Consider the following 22,215-nt stretch of genomic DNA (forward strand, 5'->3'; position numbering starts at 1 on the left):
TGTTCCTCCAAAAAAATTAAATTTATATCATTATGAAATCAGCAATTGCTGTATTCTGCTGAAATTTTTGCGTCTTTTGCCTTTACGCCCTGTTCCATGTCTGCTTTCATCTGTTCCAGCTTTGCGTCGATTTCTGGATCAGACAGTGCCAGCATCTGTGCTGCCAGAATTGCGGCATTGGCTGCCCCGTCGATTGCGACAGTTGCCACCGGAATGCCCTTCGGCATCTGTACGGTTGCCAGCAATGCGTCCAGCCCGTCCAGTGTAGAAGACTTGACCGGAATGCCGATCACCGGCAGCGTGGTATGTGCTGCCAGAACGCCGCCCAGATGTGCAGCCTTTCCTGCGGCGGACAAAATCACGCCGAAGCCGTTTTTCTTCGCGTTTCCGGCAAATTCCGCAGCCAGTGCCGGTGTCCGGTGTGCGGACATGACATGCACTTCATACGGGATCCCGAACTTGTCCAGTTCGTCCAGTGCACCCTTTACTACCGGCAGATCGCTGTCACTGCCCATGATCACTGCTACTTTTTTTGACATATGTATTCCTCCTGAATCAGAGTTACACACCGCTTGTTGCAAGCCGGTGTGCTGTTGCGGCAAGGCAGTATGCCCCGCCGGTTTATGAAAGCAGAATGCGAATCAAGAAAGCTTCGCCTCTGTTATCACCCATGTTTCTTTTCCGTTCTTTTCCATCTTGAACGTCAGTGTCTTATTTTCCGACGTATTTTCCGCATTGCGGAGCGTCAGCCCGATCTGCCATGTCAGAATCAGTTTTCCCGCCTCGTTTTGTTCTGCCTGCAAATACACGTCAGAATCCATACGGGTCACCTTAGTATCCGCCGGAGCGATATTGCCCAGAACAGCATTCTCATGATCCTGTCCGGTAAGGTCCTGCAGTTTGGAAAAATCCTGCATTTTCACCATATCCAGAAACGCCGCTGTCTGATCGGCACTGCTGCTCCATTCTTCCGGCAGCAGCAGCCCGGCATGTACTTTTTCAGCATGGACAGAAAACGAAATCTTTTCCGTTTTCCGTGCAAGGTCACACTGTACCAGCTGGAGGATCTCTTTTTCCAGAGAGAACTGAAACAAATCTTCCCCACTGGTGACTGTCAGCAATGGTTTTTCCCATGTGCTGCTGTCCCAGACCATAGCATCTGCTGCACGGAAATCGTGGTCATACAACACCACCTGCTGGTTTTCCGCCAGCACCGCCAGATAATAGGAATCTGTCAACGCCTCCACATGGTCATAGACGAAAGGAGCGACCACGTTGCCGTCCAGATCCAGCACGCCAACACAATTGCTGTCAGCATTTTCCTGTACGGCAGAAAGGTAATCCGAACCGATAAAATGCAGTTCTTTCCATTCCGGTTCCAGAATCAGGTTGCCTGCCGCATCGGACACGCCGTAGAGATGATCGTTCCCCTCTACAATGACATTGCCGTTGGAATTCGTTCCCGTGTCAAAAGTACTGTTCTGAGAGCCGGCAGACTTTTTGGAGATGTTTATCGAAAAGCTGACAGTTGCCACGATCAGAAGCACCAGAACCAATACGAGAATGCCTACCGCCAGACGGGTATGTTTGTTCATTTACTGTTCTCCTGCCGCGGTATCCATATCCTTGCGGGCATCTTTTTCAGTTTCCTGTACCAGATAGATCGGGCGTTTTTTGGTTTCCAGATAGGTTTTTGCCAGATACTGACCAGCAATGCCCACACAGAACAGCTGCAAGCCGCCCATGAAGAAAATTGCACAGATCAAAGTGGCAAAGCCCTGTACCGGATCACCGAATGCCAGCTTTTTGATGATGATGACAATAATCATGATAAATGCAATCAGGCAGCTTGCCACGCCGAGGATCGAAGAAATTGTCAGCGGTGCCGTGGAAAACGCAAAGAAGCCGTCCAGTGCATAGCGGAACAGTTTCCAGAAAGACCACGTGCTGGTACCTGCAGCACGTTCCACATTCTCGTATTCAATATATTTGGTGCGGAATCCCACCCAGCTGAAAATGCCTTTGGAAAACCGGTTATACTCTTTCATAGCCAGAATGGAGTCTACCATCTGCCGTGTCATAAAGCGAAAATCCTGTGCACCGTCCACAATTTCCGTCTGCGAAATCCGCTTCATGATCTTGTAGAACTTGCGGGAGAACCACGAAAGCAATTTCGGCTCCCCTTTTCGGCTGACGCGGCGGGTCGTGGCACAGTCATATTCGCCACTTAAAACAATGTTATACATTTTCGGCAGGAATGCCGGCGGGTGCTGCAAGTCCGCGTCCATGATGACCACATAATCTCCGGTGGCATTTTCCAAGCCAGCGTACATACCAGATTCTTTTCCGAAATTACGGGAAAACGAAATGTAGCGAACGCGTTCGTCCTGCTTCGCCAGTTCCCGCAGCTTTGCCAGTGTTCCGTCACGGGAGCCGTCATTGATAAACAACAGTTCAAATTCGGTATCTGCATGTTCTTCCTGAATCTGCTGCATCACTTTCTGAATTTCTATGTAAAAAAGTGGCAATACTTCCTGTTCATTATAACACGGTACCACAATTGAAATTTTTTTCATAGCGATCCTTTCCGTTCCACAGCCGTCCATATAAATATCGGCTGTTATATTCGGCGTTCCCCCAGGACAACACCGCACAGACTATGGCAGTATTTTCCTAAAATCTTTTCTCCTTTGGCACGCCTTTATTTATTATACCACCTTTTCTGACATTTTACAATACCCTAATCCGGATATTTTTTTCGATTTTCAAAAAAATATGAGAACAAATCAGGATTTTCCATTTTCACGGTGTTTCAGAAGATCAATTTCAGCTCCGGTGGGACAGGAATTCTGTCAGCCGCCGCTTATAATTCGGGGAACGGTGGGACATTTGTTCCAGCAAGTCCAGCAGTTCCTCCTGTGTCACCAGCCGCAGGTCCTGTACTTCTGATTCCTGCATGGTGCAGTCTTGCAGGGAAAAAGGAATCTGTATATAGTACACATCATGGTAACAGCTGCGGCGTTTGTCCCGAAACAGGAACTGCATCTTCTCTCTGGGAAGCGTCAGTCCGACCTCCTCTTTCGCCTCCCGCAAAGCACCGTCCAGACTGACTTCACCGCAGTCCACTGCACCGGCAGTAATGTCCCACTGTCCGGGGCGTGTTGCCTTTGTGTCTGAACGCTGCTGAATCAGGAACAGACCGTCCGTGTTTTCCAGAATCACATGGGCACACAGGAAATATTCCCCTTTAGACAAAAAGGTGCCGCGTTCTGCTGTTTTTCCGGTTCGGTTGCCGTGCTCATCATAAATATCCAGCCATTCCATGCTTTACCACATTCCTTTCATCATGCTGCTTTACATTTGATTGCAATTCTATTGTAACATGAAATCTTTTCCGGCTTCAAGAAGCATTTCTGAATATTCTTTGAAAAAAGTCGCTTTACTGCGATAAAACGCTTCATCTGCATTTTTTACATCAGCTTCCGTACAAGCATTGCACTGCCTTTTCTGAAAATTGCATGAAAATTTGGAAAATCCGCTTTTCATTCCTGCAAGAGTGTGGTATAATAATATGAAATACACTTTTGGCAACCCTGTTTCCTTACAAAAGGAGGTTTTCCCTATGTCCAATTTCAGAGAACGGCTGATGCAATTCATGCGTGGCAGATACGGCGGGAACGATACCCTGAACAAATTCCTTTTCGGGGTATTTCTGTTTTTCCTGCTGGTCGCCATTTTTTCCAGCAAAAGCAGTGCGGCAAACAGCATCTTTAATCTGCTTGCCATTGCAGTGCTGGTGTATTCCTATTTCCGCATCTTTTCCAAGAATATTGCACGCCGGCAGGCAGAAAACGCAAAGTTTCTGGAACTGACTGCCCCGATCCGCGGCTTCTTCGGCAAGAAAAGCGGCGACAAAACACACCGGATCTTCCAGTGCCCCCAGTGCGGACAGAAAGTCCGTGTTCCCAAGGGCAAGGGAAAGATCGAGATCACCTGTCCGAACTGCCGCAATCACTTTATCAAACGGAGTTAAGCGATGTACGGATACATTCGGGCATACAAGCCGGAACTGCGGTTTCGGGAATATGACATTTACCATGGCTGTTACTGCGGACTTTGTGAGGCACTGCATCGGCGGCACGGTACAGCGGCACGCTGGACGCTAAGCTATGACATGACTTTTCTGATCCTGCTGCTGACCGGTCTGTATGAACCGGAAGAAACCAAGGCGGAACAACGCTGTATTGCACACCCGTTTCACAAGAATCTGCACATACAAAGTGCCGTGACAGACTATGCCGCAGATATGAGCATTCTGCTGTTTCGTGACAAGTGCATGGACGACTGGAACGACGAGCGAAAGATCTCCCGTCGTGCCGCCGCCGGCATGTTCTCCAGAAGCTACCGGAAAATCCAACAGCAGTATCCGGAAAAGTGCAGCGTTGTCCGTACACAACTGGAAAAGCTGCACGAAATGGAGCAGAATCACGAATCCAATCCGGAAATTCCGGCAGGCTGCTTTGGCACCATGCTGGGCGAATTATTTGTCTGGAAAGATGACATCTGGGCAGACACGCTCCGGCAGGTGGGATTTTATCTGGGAAAGTTCATCTATCTGCTGGACGCTTATGACGATCTTGAACACGACCGAAAAAAACAGTGCTACAACCCTTTTCACCAGACAGACACCACCGAGCCGCAGTTTTCGCAGAACTGCGAGGCTCTGCTGCAAATGATGATGTCTTCCTGTGCGGCGGCATTTGAACGGCTGCCCATTCTGCACTACGAAGAGATCCTGCGGAATATTTTATATGCCGGTGTCTGGACAAAGTTTTATCAGAAAAAGAAAGAACAGGAGAAATAAAACATGGATCCATATGAAGTACTGGGGATTCCCCGCACCGCAACCGATCAGGAAGTGAAAAAGGCTTATCGTGCCCTTAGCCGGAAATATCACCCCGATGCCAACGTGGACAAACCCAATGCAAAAATGTATGAAGAAAAGTTCAAGCAGATCCAGCAGGCATACCAGACGATCATGGACGAACGCCAGCACAAGAACTCCGGCGGATATGGCGACTTCTACAACCGGAACACCTCTGCGGGAGCTGGCGACGAGAACAGCGTTCACTTGCAGGCTGCCGTAAACTTCATTCGCAACGGCAGATTTACCGAAGCTGTCCGCGTACTGGAAGGCATCAGCAACCGAAATGCCCAGTGGTACTATGTTTCTGCTGTAGCACATTCTGGTGCCGGCAACAACGCTATGGCTCTCCAGTATGCCAGAACCGCTGCACAAATGGAACCCAACAATTATGAATATCAGAAACTGGTACAGCAGCTGGAATCCCCTGGTTTCTCCTACCAGCAAATGCAGCAGCCTTATATGGGCGGCGGCTTCGATGACAGCGGCTGTGTTCGCTGCTGTGCGGCAAATATTTTGCTGAACCTGATTCTGGATTGCTGCTGCAATTGTACCTGACACAAAGAAAATGGTCTTATATTTTGGAAGTATTGCACAATATTTTTTCAAAAAACTGTACCATGTGAGAAAAATCATGGCTTCTCTCGGAATTTTCACGGAAAAGTGTTTACTTTTCCCGCGGAATATGGTATGATGACAATTGAGGTCATACCAATTTCAGAAGCGGCTCCCCCACAGCCGCTTTGAAGAATGAGGAGATTCTATGATGTTTTTCAATCATAAAAATACAGAGCCGGAGCAATCGCGAAGTTCTAATCCATTTTTTTACTATGGCGGAAATTATCCCGGAGAAACATCAGAACCCTTTTATCATTCCGGAATCAAGAACTACAACCTGCGTGTTTCTGTTGCAACACACATCGGAAAAGTGCGGGGCAATCATGAGGACAACTTCTATCTGGAAGGGTTGTATATGAACGACATATTCCGGAACGATTTTTCTGCTTCCTATACCATTCATTACGCAGACGGCATGAGTTTTGCGGTGTTCGATGGTATGGGCGGAGCAGCGTATGGCGAAGTGGCATCGGAAATTGCGGTGCAGACACTCCGAAAATACGAGAAAAAGCTGAAACACGCAGACGGGACACGTATGCTGGATCAGCTGGTTTCTTCTTATACCACGGAGGCAAACAACGCCATTTGCGACATGCTCACAGAAAAGCACTGCCAAACCGGCGGAACTACTTTTTCCATGCTTTATTTTCTGGGAGACGCGGTGAAGTTATATTATCTGGGGGACAGCCGGATCTATCGCTATCAGACGGATCAGCTGACGCTGCTCACCCGCGACCATACCGTTGCCAACCAAAAAGTAGAAGCTGCGATCTATACAGAAGAAGAAGCCAAGCACAGTCCCGATCAGCATCGGCTGACATTGTTCATCGGCTCCGACCGCAAAAAGACAGGGTTAAATGCGGACAGCAGACCCCCCTTGCCGTTGGAAGTCGGCACAAAGTTTGTGCTGTGCACCGATGGACTGACCAATATGTGTTCGGACGAAGAAATTGCAGAGCTTCTCTCCGAAAATTATTTCAATGAAGCCGCAGTGCTGGTGCAGGCTGCACTACAGAACGGTGGCGTGGATAATATTACCTGTATCGTGCTGGAAGTGCTTCCGGCAACAGACGACAAGGAAACTGACTGATAAACTGAGGTGACAGCATGTAAAACTGCATGTTGCCTTTATATCCGGTGATAATTGCCATAACAAGCAAAACCGGCACAAGATGGTGTGAAAGCATCTTGTGCCGGTTTTTTGTATCATTTTATGATTTTTGAAATCAGATACGTTCTACCTTCATCATATTGGTGGTATTGGAAACGCCTACCGGTGCACCGGCAGTGATTACTACAATATCCCCCTTGTTGACCAAATCGGAACGGAGGGCAGCGTGAATCGATGCATCAAACAGCGAGTCGGTATTGGAAACTTCATCGACCAGCATCGGATAAACGCCCCAGCTCAAATTCATCTGCCGGCGTACCCGTTCGCTTACCGTACAGCTGATGATCGGGCAGCACGGACGATACTTGGAAATTTCTCTGGCAGTGACACCGGACATGGTTACTGTCAGAATGGCAGCTGCGTCCAGATCGTGTGCTGTGGTAACTGTCGCGTGGGCAATCGCATTGGCAATGTCCGCGTTCTTTTTGGTACGGCTTGCAGAATGCATGCCCTTATAGTCGATGTCATCTTCGGTGGTACGTGCAATCAGATCCATGGTGCGGACAACCTCTACCGGAAAGGCACCGGCAGCGGTTTCGCCGGAAAGCATGATCGCACTGGTACCGTCATAGATCGCGTTGGCAACGTCTGTGATCTCGGCACGTGTCGGACGCGGATTGGTAATCATAGATTCCAGCATCTGGGTTGCAGTGATGACCTGCTTGCCCGCCTGATAGCCCTTGCGAATCAGCTGCTTCTGGACAGACGGAATCTGCTCAAAGGGGATTTCTACGCCCAGATCGCCGCGGGCAACCATGATGCCGTCAGAAGCTTCCAGAATCTCGTCGATATTCCGAACGCCTTCCACATTTTCGATTTTGGCAATGATGCGGACATCGAACCAGCCCAGACTCTGGGTATACTTCCGCAGATAGTCAATATCCGCAGAAGTCCGCACGAAGCTGGCAGCGATAAAGTCAAATCCCATTTTCGCTGCGAATTCCAAGTCGTTTTTATCGCTTTCACTGAGGTATGGCATAGACAGCTGTACCCCCGGCACGTTGATTCCCTTATTGTTCGAAAGAACACCGCCGTGAATGACATGGCAGACAATTGTAGTGACGGTCACCTTTTCCACAACCATTTCAATTACGCCGTCATTCACCAGAATGTGCACGCCCGGCTTGACATCACGGGGCAGGTTCTTGAAAGAAATGCTGCCTACCTTATCATCACAGAGAACATCATCAGTAGTCAGTGTGTAGGTGTCGCCGGTTTCAATGGTGACTGGCTTATCATCTACAAATTTGCCCAGCCGAATCTCCGGTCCTCTGGTGTCCATCAGTGTGGCAATAGGCAGACCCAGTTCTTCCCGCAGGCGGGAGATCTGCTCAAACCGTTTTTCGTGTGTGGCGTGGTCGCCGTGGGAAAAGTTAAAACGAGCGACGTTCATGCCCGAAAGCATAACTTGCCGCATAACGGAATCGTCATCGGTCGCCGGTCCGATCGTACAAACAATCTTTGTCTTTCTCATAAGTAATTCACGCATCCTTTTGGTTGTATAGATTCTTTCATATGCTTATCTTTTATTAGTATACCACAAAACACAGAAAATGAAAAGTTAATTTTACGAAAAGTATTCTACTTTTTTCTTTTCTGAGATAAGCATTCTCTGAAATTTCTTTGATTATCAAATCAGCTGTAGGATTCGTCCAAAAATGCCTCAAGATTTTCGGAAAGAATTGCACGATTTTCCGAATCCGAAAGTTCCAATGCAAAAAAGCGTTCCAGTTCCTTTCTATAATCCCACATGGGGTAGTCTACCCCGAAGAAGCAGTTCTCTGCCCCGAAGTGGGACAGTAGCTTTCGAATCTCCTCCGGCGGCAAAAACGGCAGGCTGCTGCTGGTATCGAACCGCAGCCGTTCATCCGGCTGCAAAATGGCGTTTGCCTCTTTCCACTGCCCCCAGCCGCCGAAATGTGCTGCAATGATCCGCAATTTCGGGAACTGCCGCAAAATCATTGCCAGACGGTACGGGTGGGAAAAGTCGGACTTGGCATCACCCATATGCATCAGGATCGGCAAACCGGAACTCTGGATCATCTCGTACATGGGATATGCCCGCGGATCATCAATGGGAAAATTCTGGAAATCCGGATGCAACTTGACACCGCGAAGCTGTAGGGATCGCAGCTGCTGAAAATCTGCCTCCACGTTTTCCGCATAAGGGTGCAGCGTTCCGAAAGCGGTGCACATGGGGTATGCCGCCGCACAAGATGCCAGAAAGCTGTTGATCGAGTGCACCTGTGTCACGGTAGTTGCCGGAGAGCAGACCAGAAAATGATCGATACCAGCAGCCGTGCCATTCTCTAACATTTCCGCCACTCTGCCATGGTACTGCATCGGCAGATCATAAAAATGAGAAATCCCCTCTGTTGCCTTTTCCGCGATCTTGTCCGGAAACACATGGGCATGAGCATCTGTGATACGATAACCGTTTTTCAAGAATCATTCCTCCAGCTTTTTGATTTTTGGGTGGCTTGCCATTAACCGTTTGGTGCCGACCTGATCGAATCCGACTTCCAGCATTGCATCATTTGCCATTTTGGTAATTGAAAGCACGGTGCCGTCGCCGAAAACCGCATGTCTTACCCGTTCACCTACGTGAAATTCCTTGGGTTGTGCCTGATACACCCGTTTCTTGGACGCAGCCATTTGCTGCTGCAACAAAGAAATAGATTGCACAGACTCCGCATTGCCTGCCGGAATCCCCCGCTTGGACTGCCGCCGGGAAGTTTTTTCTTCCAGCAGTGACTTGTCGATTTCTTCCAGAAACTGCGAGGGTGGATTTCGCATGGTCATACCAAACAGCATACGGCTGGCAGCAGTAGTCAGCGTCAGCGTCTCCTTGGCACGGGTCAGTGCTACATAAGCCAGACGGCGTTCCTCCTCCAGATCCTGCGGTGTGCTCAGGCTGCGATTTCCGGGGAAAACACCCTGCTCCATACCCACCAGAAAAACATTCCGGAATTCCAGACCCTTGGCGGAATGCACTGTCATCAGCATCACCGTATCCTGATCCGGTTCGTATTTGTCCACGTCCGTGTACAGAGAAATTTCTTCCAGAAATCCGCCGAGAGAAGCTTCTTCAGCTTCGTTCTGGTAGGTCAGGATCGAGGTTTTCAATTCCTCGATGTTTTCCAGACGGAACGTGCCCTCCTCACCCATGCTTTCCAGCATGCCATGGTAGCCGGTTTTCTCCAGAATCGTATCCAGAAACTGTTCCAGCGGTTGTTCCCGTTCTGCGGTGATCAACGCCTCCCAGAGTTCTGCAAACTTTTTCAGTGCCGTTTTTTTCTTGGAAAGTGCCGGATACTGTTCCACATTCTGCAGGACCTCCAGCGGAGAAAGGTGCAGATCCTGCGAAATTTGCAGCAGCAGGGCAAGGGTAGCATTGCCGATGCCCCGCTTAGGCTCGTTGACGATACGTTCAAACCGCACACGGTCGTTGGGATTTTCCACGATGCTCATATAGGCGAGAATATCTTTAATTTCCTTGCGGTCATAGAATCGTGTGCCGCCGTAAATGCGATACGGGATTCCCTTATGTACCAGTGCCCGTTCCAGCATGTTGGACTGGGCGTTCATACGGTACAGAATCGCATGGTCGCTGTACTTTTCGCCAGCTTTCACCTGTTTCAGAATAGTATCCGAAACATAGGCAGACTCGTCCAATTCGTCTGCTGCTCTGTACCACGTGATCTTCTCCCCCGCTCCGGCATTGGTCCAGAGATGCTTGGACTTTCTGCCGGTATTGTTGGCAATCACGCTGTTGGCAGCGTCCAGAATGTTCTGGGTGGAACGATAATTCTGTTCCAGACGAATCACGGTGCAGTCCGGAAATTCTTCTTCGAATCCGAGAATATTTTCGATCGTCGCTCCGCGGAACCGGTAGATACTCTGGTCATCATCACCCACAACACAAAGGTTTCCGCTGGCATGAGTCAGCAGCGAAATCAGCTGATACTGAGCATGGTTCGTGTCCTGATACTCGTCCACCAGTACATAGGGAAAACGGTACTGATACTTTGCCAGTTCCTCCGGAAACCGCCGGAACAGTTCCACAGTCAGGTAAATAATATCGTCAAAATCCAGAGCGTTGGATTCCCGCAAATGCCGCTGGTACGCCGCATACAGTCTGGCAACCGTCTGCTTGCGGTAGTCTTCTCCGGCATCTTCCCACATTTCCTCCGGCGAGATCATCGCATCTTTGGCGTTGCTGATCTCCTGTACGATACCCCGCGGCGGGAACTGCTTTTCGGAAACATTGCAGTCTGCAAGGCAGCTTTTCATCAGCTTTCGGGAATCGTCCGCATCATAAATGGCAAAGTCACTGCCGTATCCTAACCGTTCGATGCTTCGCCGCAGGATCTGTACACAGGCAGAGTGGAATGTGGAGGCATGCACGGAAAATGCCAGTTCCTCTCCCAGGGTGCTTGCCAGACGTGCCCGCATTTCTCCAGCAGCCTTATTGGTAAAGGTGATCGCCAGAATGTTCCACGGACGGATCGGAGCAATTGCCAGTATCTCCCGCAGGCGTTCCACGTCTTCCGGTTCTTTTCCGTCAATGTAGGCTTGCAGCCAGACGGCATCTTCTTCCGGCAGGTAGCCGTCTGCCTGTGCGTAGCCGTCACCGAAATAAATCATGTTGACAATTCGGCTGATAATGGCGGTGGTCTTGCCGCTGCCGGCACCGGCGAGCACCAGAACCGGTCCGTTTACGGAAAAAACCGCCTGCTGCTGTTGTTCATTCAGAGAATGAAAATATTTTCGGAATGCCTGCTGTTTTAATGCAATGCACTCTGCTTCTGTCATAGCTTTCTCTCCTTACTTTCGGGATTTCAAATTCGCATATGTGTTTAGGCAATACCGCACAAAGAGCGTCTGGCGACTTTGCACGCCATCTGCTTGCAAATTTCCCGTCATATTTCACAAAAATGCTCGTGAATACATCAAGTATTCACTCCGCCTTTTGTTTCATCTGACGAAAAATTTGACGACGCATCTGTCGCACAATCTTTGTGCGGTATTGCCTTTATTATACCATATTTTCTGTGGTTTGAAAAGGTATCCTGAAAATTTTCCTGCAAATCTGCCAGATTTTCTGAATTGACAATTCCCAGAAAACTGGGTAGGATAGAAATAGAGCATAGATCGCACTGTACAAAGGGCAATACGGTGTTGCACATGTTCTGAAATCATGCATTGCGGCATATACTGCACTATGCCGTATAAAACATGACGTAAAAACAGGAGGTCTTTATGCAACGATTTTATCGCCTTTTCACCGCTGCCCTGACCGCAGCGGTTCTCTTTCCCGGCTGTTCCACGCCGACGACTGCGGAGGAATTTGCTTCCGGCGGCAGTGCGGCACAGCCGGCGATTGCCGCCTATGAATCATGGATGCAGTTTGCTTCGCCGGACACCCACACGCCGGCAATCGATACAGACGGCTGTCTGAATTACGCCCTCGCCAAAATGAGCGTCCGCTATCACTTGCCGGTTTCCGGCGTGAACCTGCTCTCGGATTCCCATGCCTATTACACCGCCTTTACCAACCAGATCCTTTCCGGCAGCGGCACCAAAATGGATCAGGTAGCAGATGCCTATTCGGCATACCTGACCCGAGAAGAAACTGTCTGGCTGTCCGGCAGCACGGAAGAACGCATGGAGCAGGCATACACAGTCTGTGCAGAAAATAGTTCCAATGCCGGTTGGTGCTGCATTTTGCAAATGACGACCGCCTCCGGCAGCGACCACTATGTACTGGCAGATTATGCAGACACCACACAAAAACGCCTGTATCTGCTGGACTCCGGCTCGTGGTATGTGGAGTACCTGGGTGATGCAAAGACATTGGAAAAGGGCTACTTCGTCACAGCAATTCACCCGTTTCAGATACAGAAAATGGCGGGTGACCTGAACGGCGACTTTCAGCTGACCAGTGCTGATGTGGAATTGCTGATGCAGAACCGCATAGCAGATTCGCTGGTTGCCGATGCCAATTTTGACGGTACTGTGGATTCCGCCGATGCGGTCTATCTGGCACATGTGGTACAGTACACCCATGATTTTCAGATGCAGTGTGCCATGCAGACCAATGTGCCGGTAGCGACTGCCACACGAGAGCCTGTGACAAAGCAGCCGGTTTCTTCGCCGTGGAACGGGCAGATCTTTCAGAAACAACTAATGCCCTAACAAGCAAAAGCCTGTCTGCACCTAATGGCACGGACAGGCTTTTCTGTTGTCTTTACTTTTGATTGTTGCCTTTACTTTTGATTGTTGACAGTGACAAAACGCATGCCCCAGTCAGAAGACTTGAGGTCTGCTTCTTTCTGATAGGTTTCCTGTAACTCATTATAGCGTTGATTTTGCAGGGCATTTGTGGCAGTCATTTCCCAGCCAGCTTGTTCTGCGGCTTCTACATAATAGACCAGACAGGAACCATAAGAGCTGTCCAGAATCATCACATCACCGGATTTCCGTGTGGCATCAAAGCACCAGTTCTGCCATGCAGAGGAAAGCTGTCCCTCTGTGATGTTCTGGTACAGTCCGCCGGAAACGGTGGTATCTTCTGTGTACTGGTCTGCCAGTGCTGCAAAAGCGGACTCGGTCTGTTCCCCGCTGTTCCATTCCTCCAGTGCCTTTTCTGCGGCACTGTGGGCACCGTCAGAGGATTCATAGGTGTTTGTGGTGAACAGGATCTGGCGAATTGTGACAGGGTGAGATTCGTCCCGCTTCGGTTCGTCCAACAGCAGGCACACAGTGATTCGTTTGTTATCCGTATCTGTAAAAAGATTGGAGTCCCCTGCCTTTGCTTCGCCGGAAAATGCCCACTCGCTGACATCATCACCCTCTGTATAAGAGATGTTATGACTGTAGAGTGTGCTTAATTGGGACTGCAAGTCCTCCTCTGTCAAAGACGTATTCTTGGCATAGTAGTCATACACCCATGACTGGAATTCATCTTTCGTATTGCACCGCCGCAGACTACGGGCAAGTTCTTCCGCTTCGCTCCGGCTGATCGTTGTACTGTCGCCGGAATCATCATAGGAAAAAGAGAATTCCATATAACTGCAAACGTCCATCGTCTTGGCGTTCTCTTTGTAATAGGATTCCAGTTCATCATCGGTAAAAGACATGTTCTCCTCCACGCTGGTGCTGAAACTCTGAGCCTTGAAATACAGTTCCAGTGCATGGGTGACGTTGTCCTGTGTCACGCTGCTCGGCAGTGTGCTGAAGTCCATCTGTTCCTTTGCAGCTTTCACCATAGCGGAGATATTCTCCGGAAATTCGTAATTTTCCTTGTCTGCCGCTTCACAGTACGCCAGTACGTTTTCCGCGTATTTCTGTGCCGCATCGGTGAAATAGGCTTCCCAAGTGGTATCGTTATCGTAGTTCTGGTCAGCCAGCGGCTTTTCTGTATCCGGCAGGTTCGCCGAATCAGAACCGGTGCTGCTGTTGATATAGCTGTTGTAGATCTGCCATGCGTAGAACGATACTTCTGCCGCATTGACAGAATAATGTTCTGTCTTTTCCACCGGAATCATCTGGGTCAGCGGTTTTTCCCGCACAAACCATGTGATTCCGCCGGCAACTACGGCGACAGCTGCCGCACAGCATACCACGGTGGTAACAATTTTTCTCTTGTGGTGTTTTTTCTTTTCTTCCTTTGCTGTTTTTCGGCGTTGTTCTCTCCGCTGCTGTGCCAGAAATTCCTGCTTTTCGGACGGTTTCTTTTTATTTGCCATAATATTCCTCGTATTCTGCTGCACGACTGTCATGCAGGCAATGTGCTTGTATTCTTAGGGAAACACTGAATAAAGCCCGCCTGACGGCTTTGCACGCAATCTGCTTGCAGATTTTCCGTCAGATTGCCCAGAAATCCCTTGCCAGACACCAAGTCTGCCTGCGGAATTTCTGTGCAATCTGCCGAAAAATCTGACTACGCATCTTACGCACAAGCTTTATTCAGTGTTTCCTTAGAGCCAGTTCAGTAAGAGATACTGAACTGGCTCTTATAGTATAGCATATCTTTTACAAAAGTGCAAGGGCAACACTGCACAAACTATTTCGAATTATTCTTATCCATGCAGTTGTACAAGAAGCTGATCGCGAAGCAAATCACGCCGCAAATCAAGAAACTGAATGCCCGCAGTTCCAGCTTGCCGTAGGAAATGTCCAGCAGGATCAGCTTACAGATGCTGACCAGCACCAATATCAAGCCATAGATGCGAACCGGTTTGCGGGATTTCCAGAAGCCGAACAGAATCAGCAGAACCGCCAGCACCAGCAAGCCAACGCTCAGCAGCACCTTCGGCAAAGAGAACCCGCAGAACAATACCAACAGCCATGCAGTCAGCTTTCCGCAGAACAGCATTTCCCTGCCCGTCATACCGGAACGGATTTCGTTCTTTTTCAGCAGTTCCATGGAGCCGGCAAAATACAGCAGTGTCAATGTCAGAGCCAGTGCGATTCGCTCCGGCAGATGCAGTGTTTCACAAAACAGCATCAGCAAGCTGCCGATTCCCAGAAGTGCCCAGTTCCCCACATAGGAAATCCAGTAGCGGACATTTCTCGTTTCCCGGTACAATTGGTACAGCAGCACCACGCCATTGACCATGCCGAGCAGAGAAAGAATCCAGCCTGCGGCACGCTGCGGCGACAGGTCTGCAAAACAGGGCAGATTCCGGAGAATCCAGCCGGTACAGAGCAGGAACAAGCCATAGGCAGCATTTCCGTAAAAAGGCATACGCTGCTTTTTCCCAAACAGGAACAGCACTGCCAGAAATGCGAACCACAGGACGTGCTGCAATAGGACAGCCGGCACTGCGGCTCCGGAACCGCAGGTTCGTACAAATACCGGAAGTGCTGGGATTTCCAGCAAGAGCAACGCCGAAACAGCAGCGGTGAGATAAAACTGTGTCTGATACAGAACTGTCGGCATTCTCCGCCGCTGTACTGCGAACCAAAAGCCCATAAGCAATACAGCTCCGCTCACATAGGGCAGACTGGACAGCAGTACAGTCCCAACAGTTATATCAAACGAAATGGTTGGTGTTCCAAATTGGTACACGCCAAAGCACAGCAGGATCATCAATTCCAGAAATGTCGAAAAATACAAAATTGCCTGCACTTTATCTGATGCACATTGATTCCGGCGGAACGGACGGGACAGCAATGCGAACTGCACCAGAACTGACAGAAGCAGCATTCCCCACCGCACATAATCCCACGGAGCAGCAACTGTCCCGTTGCCTGCAACGGGATATTTTGTCAACCGCCCCAAAATTTCAAGCAGCGGCAGCAGCGTCAGGATATGAGCAATTATTGCTGTCACCGCATAGCGGATCTGCGTTTTTTGCACCGACCATGCCAACAAGGCGAATCCCAGCAGAATATATGCGGTCAGGCAAACGCCGTCCGCCTCCGACAAAGCAGTTCCCAGCGTAACCGAAAGGAACAGCCCTGCCGCGGTCAACGGCTGGAACACGTCCGGCCGCGGTCTGGCAAACAAACTGCTCAGACCGACCCAGACCAGAAGCAGAATGCACACGGTCAGCATACTGATTTTCGGAAACAATTGCTTGCACAGGAGAATCCACTGCAAAAGAACTGCCATGCCGGAAACACCCAGCACGGTGAAGAATCGGCGGCAGTACTTCCGGTGCATGCCCCACCAGCCAAGCCCACAGAGAAGCAGCCCAATGGTCAGAAAAACAAGCACGATTCCCCCGACTGGCAGAAATTGCTGCTGTAATATCCGCAATCCCTGCAACAATGTAAGCACTGCCGGAATCGGCAGAAGCCATCGGAAAATCCCAGAAAAAACACTTCCGGTTTTCAACGGGAATCGGTGATGACAAAACAGTACGCCATAATATGCCATACTGCACGTGAGCAGCAGTACGGCTTGTTTTTCCCAAATGGTCCCGGAAGAAAAAATCGCCAGCGTTACGAAAAACAGCAGTCCGATGCCGCTGTAGCGTATGCCAACATTGGCGAAACGGCTGCCCAAAATGACACAGCCCAATGCTACTGCACAGATACAGCCGTAAAGGACCGCCTCCGTGGCAGAATACAGAATCGTCAGGACACATGTCAGAAGCAGATATTTTCCGCAGAACAGTACGCCCATGCCGTTTGATTTCCAGCGGGGTTCCCGAAAATAGCGGTCGCTGTTGACAGAGAAAACTACAACCAATGCCAATGTGAGCAGAAGTTTCCACGGCAGGAAAAGCTTCTCCAATATAAGCGGCACGAACATAAACAATATTGAAAAAATGGCGAGCAGATTGACAATTTGCGTGATGCCAGACAATGCCCTGCTATTTTCCAAACGGCGGCACAGTACTATCGTGACACAGTTGCAAAGAGAGAAAAAGCTATACAGCATCACAAAGTTCTGCCAAAACGAGCCATTCAGCACAGACAGCAGCGGGATCCATGAAGCCAGCAAAAACAGCCCATAGGAAAACTGCATGGCAAAGGGAAACTTCGCCCTTCTGCCGAATCCAGTCAGCAGGAGCAGGTACAGGCACCAGCCCACGATTCGCGGCACACCGCCGCAGAACAGAATGCATGCCGCCGCAGTCAGTGCCGCGATTCCAAATGTCAGACGGTAAGCGGCAGTATGTACACGGTCTTTCTGTGCCGCATACCAGAAGCCTATGCAGAACACTGCACCAAGCAGCAATGCGGACTGTTCCAGCCAGTCTGGAAACGACAGCATGCTCTGCCAGAATCCAAGCATGCACAGCCACAGCAACAGCTGCGTTGGAATACAGCGGAAACTCCAGACGGAGTCAGAAGCTTTTTGGCGTTCCAGCCAGCGGTGCATATCCCAGAAATACTGAAACAGCAGAAAACCAGCCAGAAGCAGACTGCACACCGCCATGGAAAGTGCCTTTGTCTGTACATGCATTACGCCGTTCCGAAAAAGCGTATAGAATTGATCTGCCTGAATCAAGATGCGAATGCCAAGCAGTCCCACACAAATCCCGTTTGCATATAGCGTGAACAAGTGCTTTTCCGGTCGTTCCTGCCGGTTGGTCAGCAGATAGAACAATGCACTGATGCAGACGTAACACGTCATTATCAGCAGCTGAAAATTTGCCTGTTCCGAAAAACGATCTGAAAACGATACGAGCTGAAACTTGGTGTAATTGTCCAGCTGGGAAAACACTGCTACCACCATGCCGATATGACCAATATTCTGGAAAACCTGCAGCTTCCCGCGGGAGAGCAGGTACATCAGTCCTGCCCACAGCAAAAACAGGGCATACATGCCCAGCACGGAGAGCAGTTCATAATACCAGTAGCCTAACATGATGCCCAGATACAGGATTCCCGCACCGCAGCCGGAAACGGACAGAAAAAACGTCCGGTATGCCGACTTCCTGCGGGAAGCCAGCATGCCAAGCAGCATCAGAAACAAGCCGGCTGCCAGAATGCCGCACAACTGTATCCAACGGGAACCCGATGCCCATGCCGTCAGCAAAATGCCAATGAACACCAGCAGTGAAGCAAGGATTCCCAGCAAGTTCTTGCCGAAATTGAATTCCTTGTCCTTTTTTGGCGGTGGTACAGGCGGCTGCCCGTTCTGCGGCGTTTTAGGCGGTTCTTGTCTATCCATGATAATCCTCCAAATGTTTGTAATCAATTGTTGGTATCTTTATTATAGATGATAGGCCGAAAAATGTCAAGAGATCATTTCTTTTTCTTGTTATTTTTTCCAGTTATTCTGTAGATTAAGCAACAGGAAATCGGGGAAAGATATGGATACAGCAAGGAGGTCGTGTTATGGCATTTCAAAAAGTGATGATTTCCGGTATCAATACCGCTGACCTGACAGTACTGAAAGAAGAAGAAAAAATGGCACTGCTGCGGGAAATTCGGGATACCGGCAGCAAGGCAGCCAAGGACAAGCTGATTCAGGGCAATCTGCGGCTGGTGCTGAGCGTGATTCAGAGATTCACCGGTCGGGGAGAAGATATTGACGATCTGTTTCAGATCGGTGTCGTTGGGCTGATCAAAGCGATCAACAACTTCGATCTTTCCAAAGAAGTCCGCTTCTCCACCTATTGTGTGCCTATGATCAGCGGCGAACTGCGGCGGTATCTGCGGGACTTCAACCAGATCAAGGTCAGCCGTTCCCTCCGTGATCTGGCTTATCAGGCAATGCAGGCAAAGGAACGGCTGACGACCAATCTCCAGAAAGAGCCAACTGTCAGCGAGATCGCGGCGGAGATCGGGGCAAAGCGGGAAGATGTGGTGGTGGCACTGGAGAGTGTCAGCGAACCGGTTTCCATTTATGAGCCGGTATATTCCGAATCCGGAGATGCGTTGTATGTGCTGGATCAAATCAGCGAACGGGATACTATGGAAAACTGGCTGGGAGAACTTTCTCTGCGAAATGCCATACGACAGCTGGGAACACGGGAACAGAATATTTTATACCTCCGCTTCTTTCAGGGGAAAACCCAGACAGAAGTGGCAAAGGAAATCGGCATTTCACAGGCACAGGTTTCCCGACTGGAAAAAAATGCGATTTTACAGGTGAGGGACGCTGCCAATCTGCATCACCATTCCTAGGGCAATACTGTATGTTAGGAGAGGATCCGCTTGGGCATATCCCACAAAATCCATTGCCAGACACACTGTCTGCCTGCGGAATTTTTATGCAATCTGCCGAAAAATCTGACGATGCATCTTACGCACAAGTTTTGTTTGGTGTTGCCCTTGCTTTTTTTTATCGATTATGGTATAATAAATGTAAATTCTGATGCGGAGGCGTTTCTTTCACGTTTTCACATCTCTCACGCGAATGGAACAAAGAACCACTTATATAATAGTATAGCGTGCTCACATAAACTGTCCTGCTTTTATGTGAACACGCTTTCGTACAATCTGCTCAACGGAGGGAAATCACTTGAAAATTCAAAAATCTGCAGAAGATTATCTGGAAACCATTCTGATCTTATACAACCGCCGCGGCACAGTACATGCCATTGACATCGCCAACGAACTGGCATTTTCCAAGCCCAGTGTCAGCGTTGCCATGAAAAATCTGCGGGAAAACGGATACATCTGCGTCAATGAAAACAACGAGATCACACTGACGGAATCCGGCAGAAAAATTGCCGAAACGATCTATGAACGGCACACGCTGCTTTCTAACTGGCTGGTGGCTCTCGGGGTAGATCCGAAAACAGCTGCGGAAGATGCCTGCCGCATGGAACATGTCATCAGTTCAGAAAGCTTCGCTGCAATCAAGCAGCATGTACAGGACAACAACGAAATTCCCGCAAAAGCTGAAATGTAAGGAGCGAAAACCATGCTGAAACGAATCGTCACCATTCAGGACGTTTCCTGCTTTGGAAAATGTTCTTCCACCGTTGCCCTGCCTTTGATCTCTGCTATGGGCGTGGAAACTGCCGTGATCCCTACCGCCGTTCTGTCAACACACACCGGCGGATTCACCGGATATACTTTTCGGGATCTGACGGCGGACATTCCGCAGATCGCGGCACACTGGAAAACATTACAGCTGCATTTCGACGGCATTTACACCGGCTATCTGGGGTCCAGAGAACAGGTACAGATCATGGCAGACTTTTTCGATGCGTTTCGCAGCGAAGATACGGTCATTGTGGTTGATCCTGTCATGGGCGATGCCGGCAGCATGTACGCCGGCTTCACACCGGATTTTGCAGTGGAAATGCGAAAGCTTTGCGGAAAAGCCGATGTTATCGCCCCGAACATGACAGAAGTTTCCCTGCTGCTGGGCATTCCCTATGCGGAACAGTGTCCGCTGGAAACTGTGAAAACATATCTGAAACAGTTGACAGAGATCGGCTGTCCCATCGCCGTCATTACCGGTATCCGAAACGGCGACCAGCACGGTGCCATTGCCTACGACAGTACCACCGGCAGCTACTACGCCGCCTATCGGGAACATGTTCCCGAGCCAATGCATGGCACCGGTGATATTTTTGCCAGCGTACTCTCCGGTGCTCTGGTTCGCGGGGCATCGATCGAACAGGCTCTTTCCATTGCGGTCAACTTTACAGCCGACACCATTCAGGCAACCTTACCGGATCTGCGGACACTTCCCCGCGAAGAAGCACCGTGGTATGGTGTGGAATTTGAAGCTTGCATCGGAAATCTTGTAGATTATGTCAAAGAAATTCATTCCTAAGAAATAAACACATAAGGCAATACCGCACAAAGAGCGTCTGGCGACTTTGCACGCCATCTGCTTGCAAATTTCCCGTCATATTTCACAAAAATGCTCGTGAATACATCAAGTATTCACTCCGCTTTTTGTTTCATCTGACGAAAAATTTGACGACGCATCTGTCGCACAATCTTTGTGCGGTATTGCCATAAAAGCAAAAGAGGTCACAGAAAATTTCTGCGGCCTCTTTTTTCTGCAATATCACACCGAATACGCTTGACATTTCCAATTTCTATCGATTTTTCCGGAATATTTATTATACCATGTCACGCAGATCATGACAATATAAAATGGCAAAAGCGGGCTTGTTTTTGTCATAATTTTGTACTTCCTCTTGTGGAAAATCTCCTGCATACACATTTTCAAAACAATTTCATCGTAGGATATGCTTTTTTTAACGTAGTATTTATGCTATACTAAAATTATACCACAAAGAACTACGTGAAATGCACAAGCGTGTTCCCATAAAATGCTTGTGAACATACTTTGAGTTATGAGGAATTGGAAAATGTTAAGAATTGTGATTTTTGATGATGAGGAACGCATCGGACTGCAATTAAAAGAACTCTTAGAGCAATCTGGTGACGATTTGGTTGTGGATTTTTTTCAGGACTGGCATGCCCTGCAATTTTATTTTTCGCAGCATGCACATATTGACGCTGTATTTATGGACATCTGCTTTCAGGGAAGCACCAGCAGCGGCATCGATTTCGCGGAAAAAATTGCACAGTCCCATTCACAAACGAAGTTTATCTATGTGACAGGACACCCCAGGGAATATTTGCAGCAGATTTTTATGAGCAAAACAGTGAACCCGTTCGGCTATCTGCCAAAGCCCTTTGACCGGAAGGCGGTGCAGGATTATCTGCAAAAAATTCGGGCAGCATCGGCAGACAGTCAGGATCTGTTCCCTTTCAAACCAAAAAAGGGACAGGTGGTCTACCTCTCTCTGCCGGAAGTGCTGTATTTTTCCAGCGACAGACGCTGCGTTACAGCACACACCCTTCACGGTTCCTATGAGGGCTACTACCAGCTATCCAAGCTCATGGAGAGTCTGCCGCAGTACTTCTATCAGTGCTATAAAAGTTACGCTATCAATCTGCACTATGTACAGCGAATCGACACCAAGGAAGTGCATATTCAGGAGGAGATCATTCCGATCAGTGCATATGGGCACCGCTCTGTTGCAGAAAATCGGGCAGAGTTGGTGCAACGTAAAAGCGAACTGTATCAATCGTAAAACGTACACAAAGGAGTCCTATA

At 49.2% G+C, this 22,215-nt stretch carries 18 protein-coding genes; 9 read left to right on the forward strand and 9 right to left on the reverse strand.

The window, feature by feature from the left end:
• Positions 1 to 38 precede the first annotated feature (38 nt).
• The 4 genes from purE to DXB92_RS09930 all read right to left on the reverse strand — a co-directional run bounded on the left by purE (position 39) and on the right by DXB92_RS09930 (position 3,324).
• Positions 39 to 539, reverse strand: coding sequence for a 5-(carboxyamino)imidazole ribonucleotide mutase (purE, locus tag DXB92_RS09915; protein ID WP_021682455.1), 501 nt, complete (start codon positions 537 to 539; stop codon positions 39 to 41).
• A 102-nt stretch (positions 540 to 641) separates the two neighbouring features.
• Positions 642 to 1,595 carry a WG repeat-containing protein gene (locus tag DXB92_RS09920; protein WP_117733749.1) on the reverse strand — a complete coding sequence of 318 codons (954 nt, stop codon included), beginning with the start codon at positions 1,593 to 1,595 and terminating at the stop codon, positions 642 to 644.
• Complete coding sequence (locus tag DXB92_RS09925; RefSeq protein ID WP_040647687.1) at positions 1,596 to 2,576, reverse strand: glycosyltransferase family 2 protein; 981 nt, start codon at positions 2,574 to 2,576, stop codon at positions 1,596 to 1,598. It abuts the gene before it with no gap.
• A gap of 250 nt (positions 2,577 to 2,826) precedes the next feature.
• Positions 2,827 to 3,324 carry an NUDIX domain-containing protein gene (locus DXB92_RS09930; protein ID WP_117733750.1) on the reverse strand — a complete coding sequence of 166 codons (498 nt, stop codon included), beginning with the start codon at positions 3,322 to 3,324 and terminating at the stop codon, positions 2,827 to 2,829.
• 298 nt (positions 3,325 to 3,622) lie between these two features.
• On the opposite strand from DXB92_RS09930, the gene DXB92_RS09940 reads away from it, so the two are divergent.
• The 4 genes from DXB92_RS09940 to DXB92_RS09955 all read left to right on the forward strand — a co-directional run bounded on the left by DXB92_RS09940 (position 3,623) and on the right by DXB92_RS09955 (position 6,632).
• Positions 3,623 to 4,033: a hypothetical protein gene (locus DXB92_RS09940; protein WP_040647689.1), complete on the forward strand. Its 411-nt coding sequence runs from the start codon at positions 3,623 to 3,625 to the stop codon at positions 4,031 to 4,033.
• 3 nt (positions 4,034 to 4,036) lie between these two features.
• The gene (locus DXB92_RS09945) at positions 4,037 to 4,864 is read left to right on the forward strand and encodes a DUF5685 family protein (RefSeq protein WP_117733752.1); all 828 of its coding nucleotides are present in this window, start codon (positions 4,037 to 4,039) and stop codon (positions 4,862 to 4,864) included.
• A 3-nt stretch (positions 4,865 to 4,867) separates the two neighbouring features.
• Positions 4,868 to 5,482: a J domain-containing protein gene (locus DXB92_RS09950; protein WP_021682462.1), complete on the forward strand. Its 615-nt coding sequence runs from the start codon at positions 4,868 to 4,870 to the stop codon at positions 5,480 to 5,482.
• Positions 5,483 to 5,687: 205 nt separating this feature from the next.
• The gene (locus DXB92_RS09955; RefSeq protein ID WP_021682464.1) at positions 5,688 to 6,632 is read left to right on the forward strand and encodes a protein phosphatase 2C domain-containing protein; all 945 of its coding nucleotides are present in this window, start codon (positions 5,688 to 5,690) and stop codon (positions 6,630 to 6,632) included.
• Between the two features lie 136 nt (positions 6,633 to 6,768).
• On the opposite strand, the gene pyk is transcribed toward DXB92_RS09955, so the two are convergent.
• The 3 genes from pyk to DXB92_RS09970 form a co-directional block, all read right to left on the reverse strand.
• Positions 6,769 to 8,187, reverse strand: coding sequence for a pyruvate kinase (pyk, locus tag DXB92_RS09960; RefSeq protein ID WP_040647697.1), 1,419 nt, complete (start codon positions 8,185 to 8,187; stop codon positions 6,769 to 6,771).
• 161 nt (positions 8,188 to 8,348) lie between these two features.
• Positions 8,349 to 9,158 carry an amidohydrolase family protein gene (locus DXB92_RS09965; RefSeq protein ID WP_021682466.1) on the reverse strand — a complete coding sequence of 270 codons (810 nt, stop codon included), beginning with the start codon at positions 9,156 to 9,158 and terminating at the stop codon, positions 8,349 to 8,351.
• Positions 9,159 to 9,161: 3 nt separating this feature from the next.
• Positions 9,162 to 11,528 carry a UvrD-helicase domain-containing protein gene (locus tag DXB92_RS09970; RefSeq protein WP_117733753.1) on the reverse strand — a complete coding sequence of 789 codons (2,367 nt, stop codon included), beginning with the start codon at positions 11,526 to 11,528 and terminating at the stop codon, positions 9,162 to 9,164.
• Positions 11,529 to 11,975: 447 nt separating this feature from the next.
• Here DXB92_RS09970 and DXB92_RS09975 point away from each other — a divergent pair, with 447 nt between their 5' ends.
• Positions 11,976 to 12,911: a dockerin type I repeat-containing protein gene (locus DXB92_RS09975; RefSeq protein ID WP_117733754.1), complete on the forward strand. Its 936-nt coding sequence runs from the start codon at positions 11,976 to 11,978 to the stop codon at positions 12,909 to 12,911.
• Between the two features lie 71 nt (positions 12,912 to 12,982).
• Here DXB92_RS09975 and DXB92_RS09980 read toward each other — a convergent pair whose 3' ends face one another.
• Positions 12,983 to 14,464 carry a peptidylprolyl isomerase gene (locus DXB92_RS09980; protein ID WP_181977018.1) on the reverse strand — a complete coding sequence of 494 codons (1,482 nt, stop codon included), beginning with the start codon at positions 14,462 to 14,464 and terminating at the stop codon, positions 12,983 to 12,985.
• Positions 14,465 to 14,781: 317 nt separating this feature from the next.
• Positions 14,782 to 18,348: a DUF2339 domain-containing protein gene (locus tag DXB92_RS09985; RefSeq protein WP_117733756.1), complete on the reverse strand. Its 3,567-nt coding sequence runs from the start codon at positions 18,346 to 18,348 to the stop codon at positions 14,782 to 14,784.
• 167 nt (positions 18,349 to 18,515) lie between these two features.
• Here DXB92_RS09985 and sigG point away from each other — a divergent pair, with 167 nt between their 5' ends.
• From sigG to DXB92_RS10010, 4 genes are all read left to right on the forward strand, one after another.
• Positions 18,516 to 19,307 carry an RNA polymerase sporulation sigma factor SigG gene (sigG, locus tag DXB92_RS09990; protein ID WP_117733757.1) on the forward strand — a complete coding sequence of 264 codons (792 nt, stop codon included), beginning with the start codon at positions 18,516 to 18,518 and terminating at the stop codon, positions 19,305 to 19,307.
• Between the two features lie 337 nt (positions 19,308 to 19,644).
• Positions 19,645 to 20,037: a metal-dependent transcriptional regulator gene (locus DXB92_RS10000; RefSeq protein ID WP_021682473.1), complete on the forward strand. Its 393-nt coding sequence runs from the start codon at positions 19,645 to 19,647 to the stop codon at positions 20,035 to 20,037.
• Between the two features lie 12 nt (positions 20,038 to 20,049).
• A complete protein-coding gene (locus tag DXB92_RS10005) occupies positions 20,050 to 20,913 on the forward strand; it encodes a pyridoxamine kinase (RefSeq protein ID WP_021682474.1) in 864 nt (287 codons plus the stop codon).
• Between the two features lie 547 nt (positions 20,914 to 21,460).
• Positions 21,461 to 22,192 (forward strand): LytTR family DNA-binding domain-containing protein, encoded by a 732-nt coding sequence (locus tag DXB92_RS10010; RefSeq protein ID WP_181977019.1) that lies wholly within the window; start codon positions 21,461 to 21,463, stop codon positions 22,190 to 22,192.
• Positions 22,193 to 22,215 lie beyond the last annotated feature (23 nt).

Origin of the sequence: Ruminococcus sp. OM06-36AC (assembly GCF_003438725.1) — a bacterium.
GTDB lineage: Bacteria > Bacillota > Clostridia > Oscillospirales > Ruminococcaceae > Ruminococcus_C > Ruminococcus_C callidus.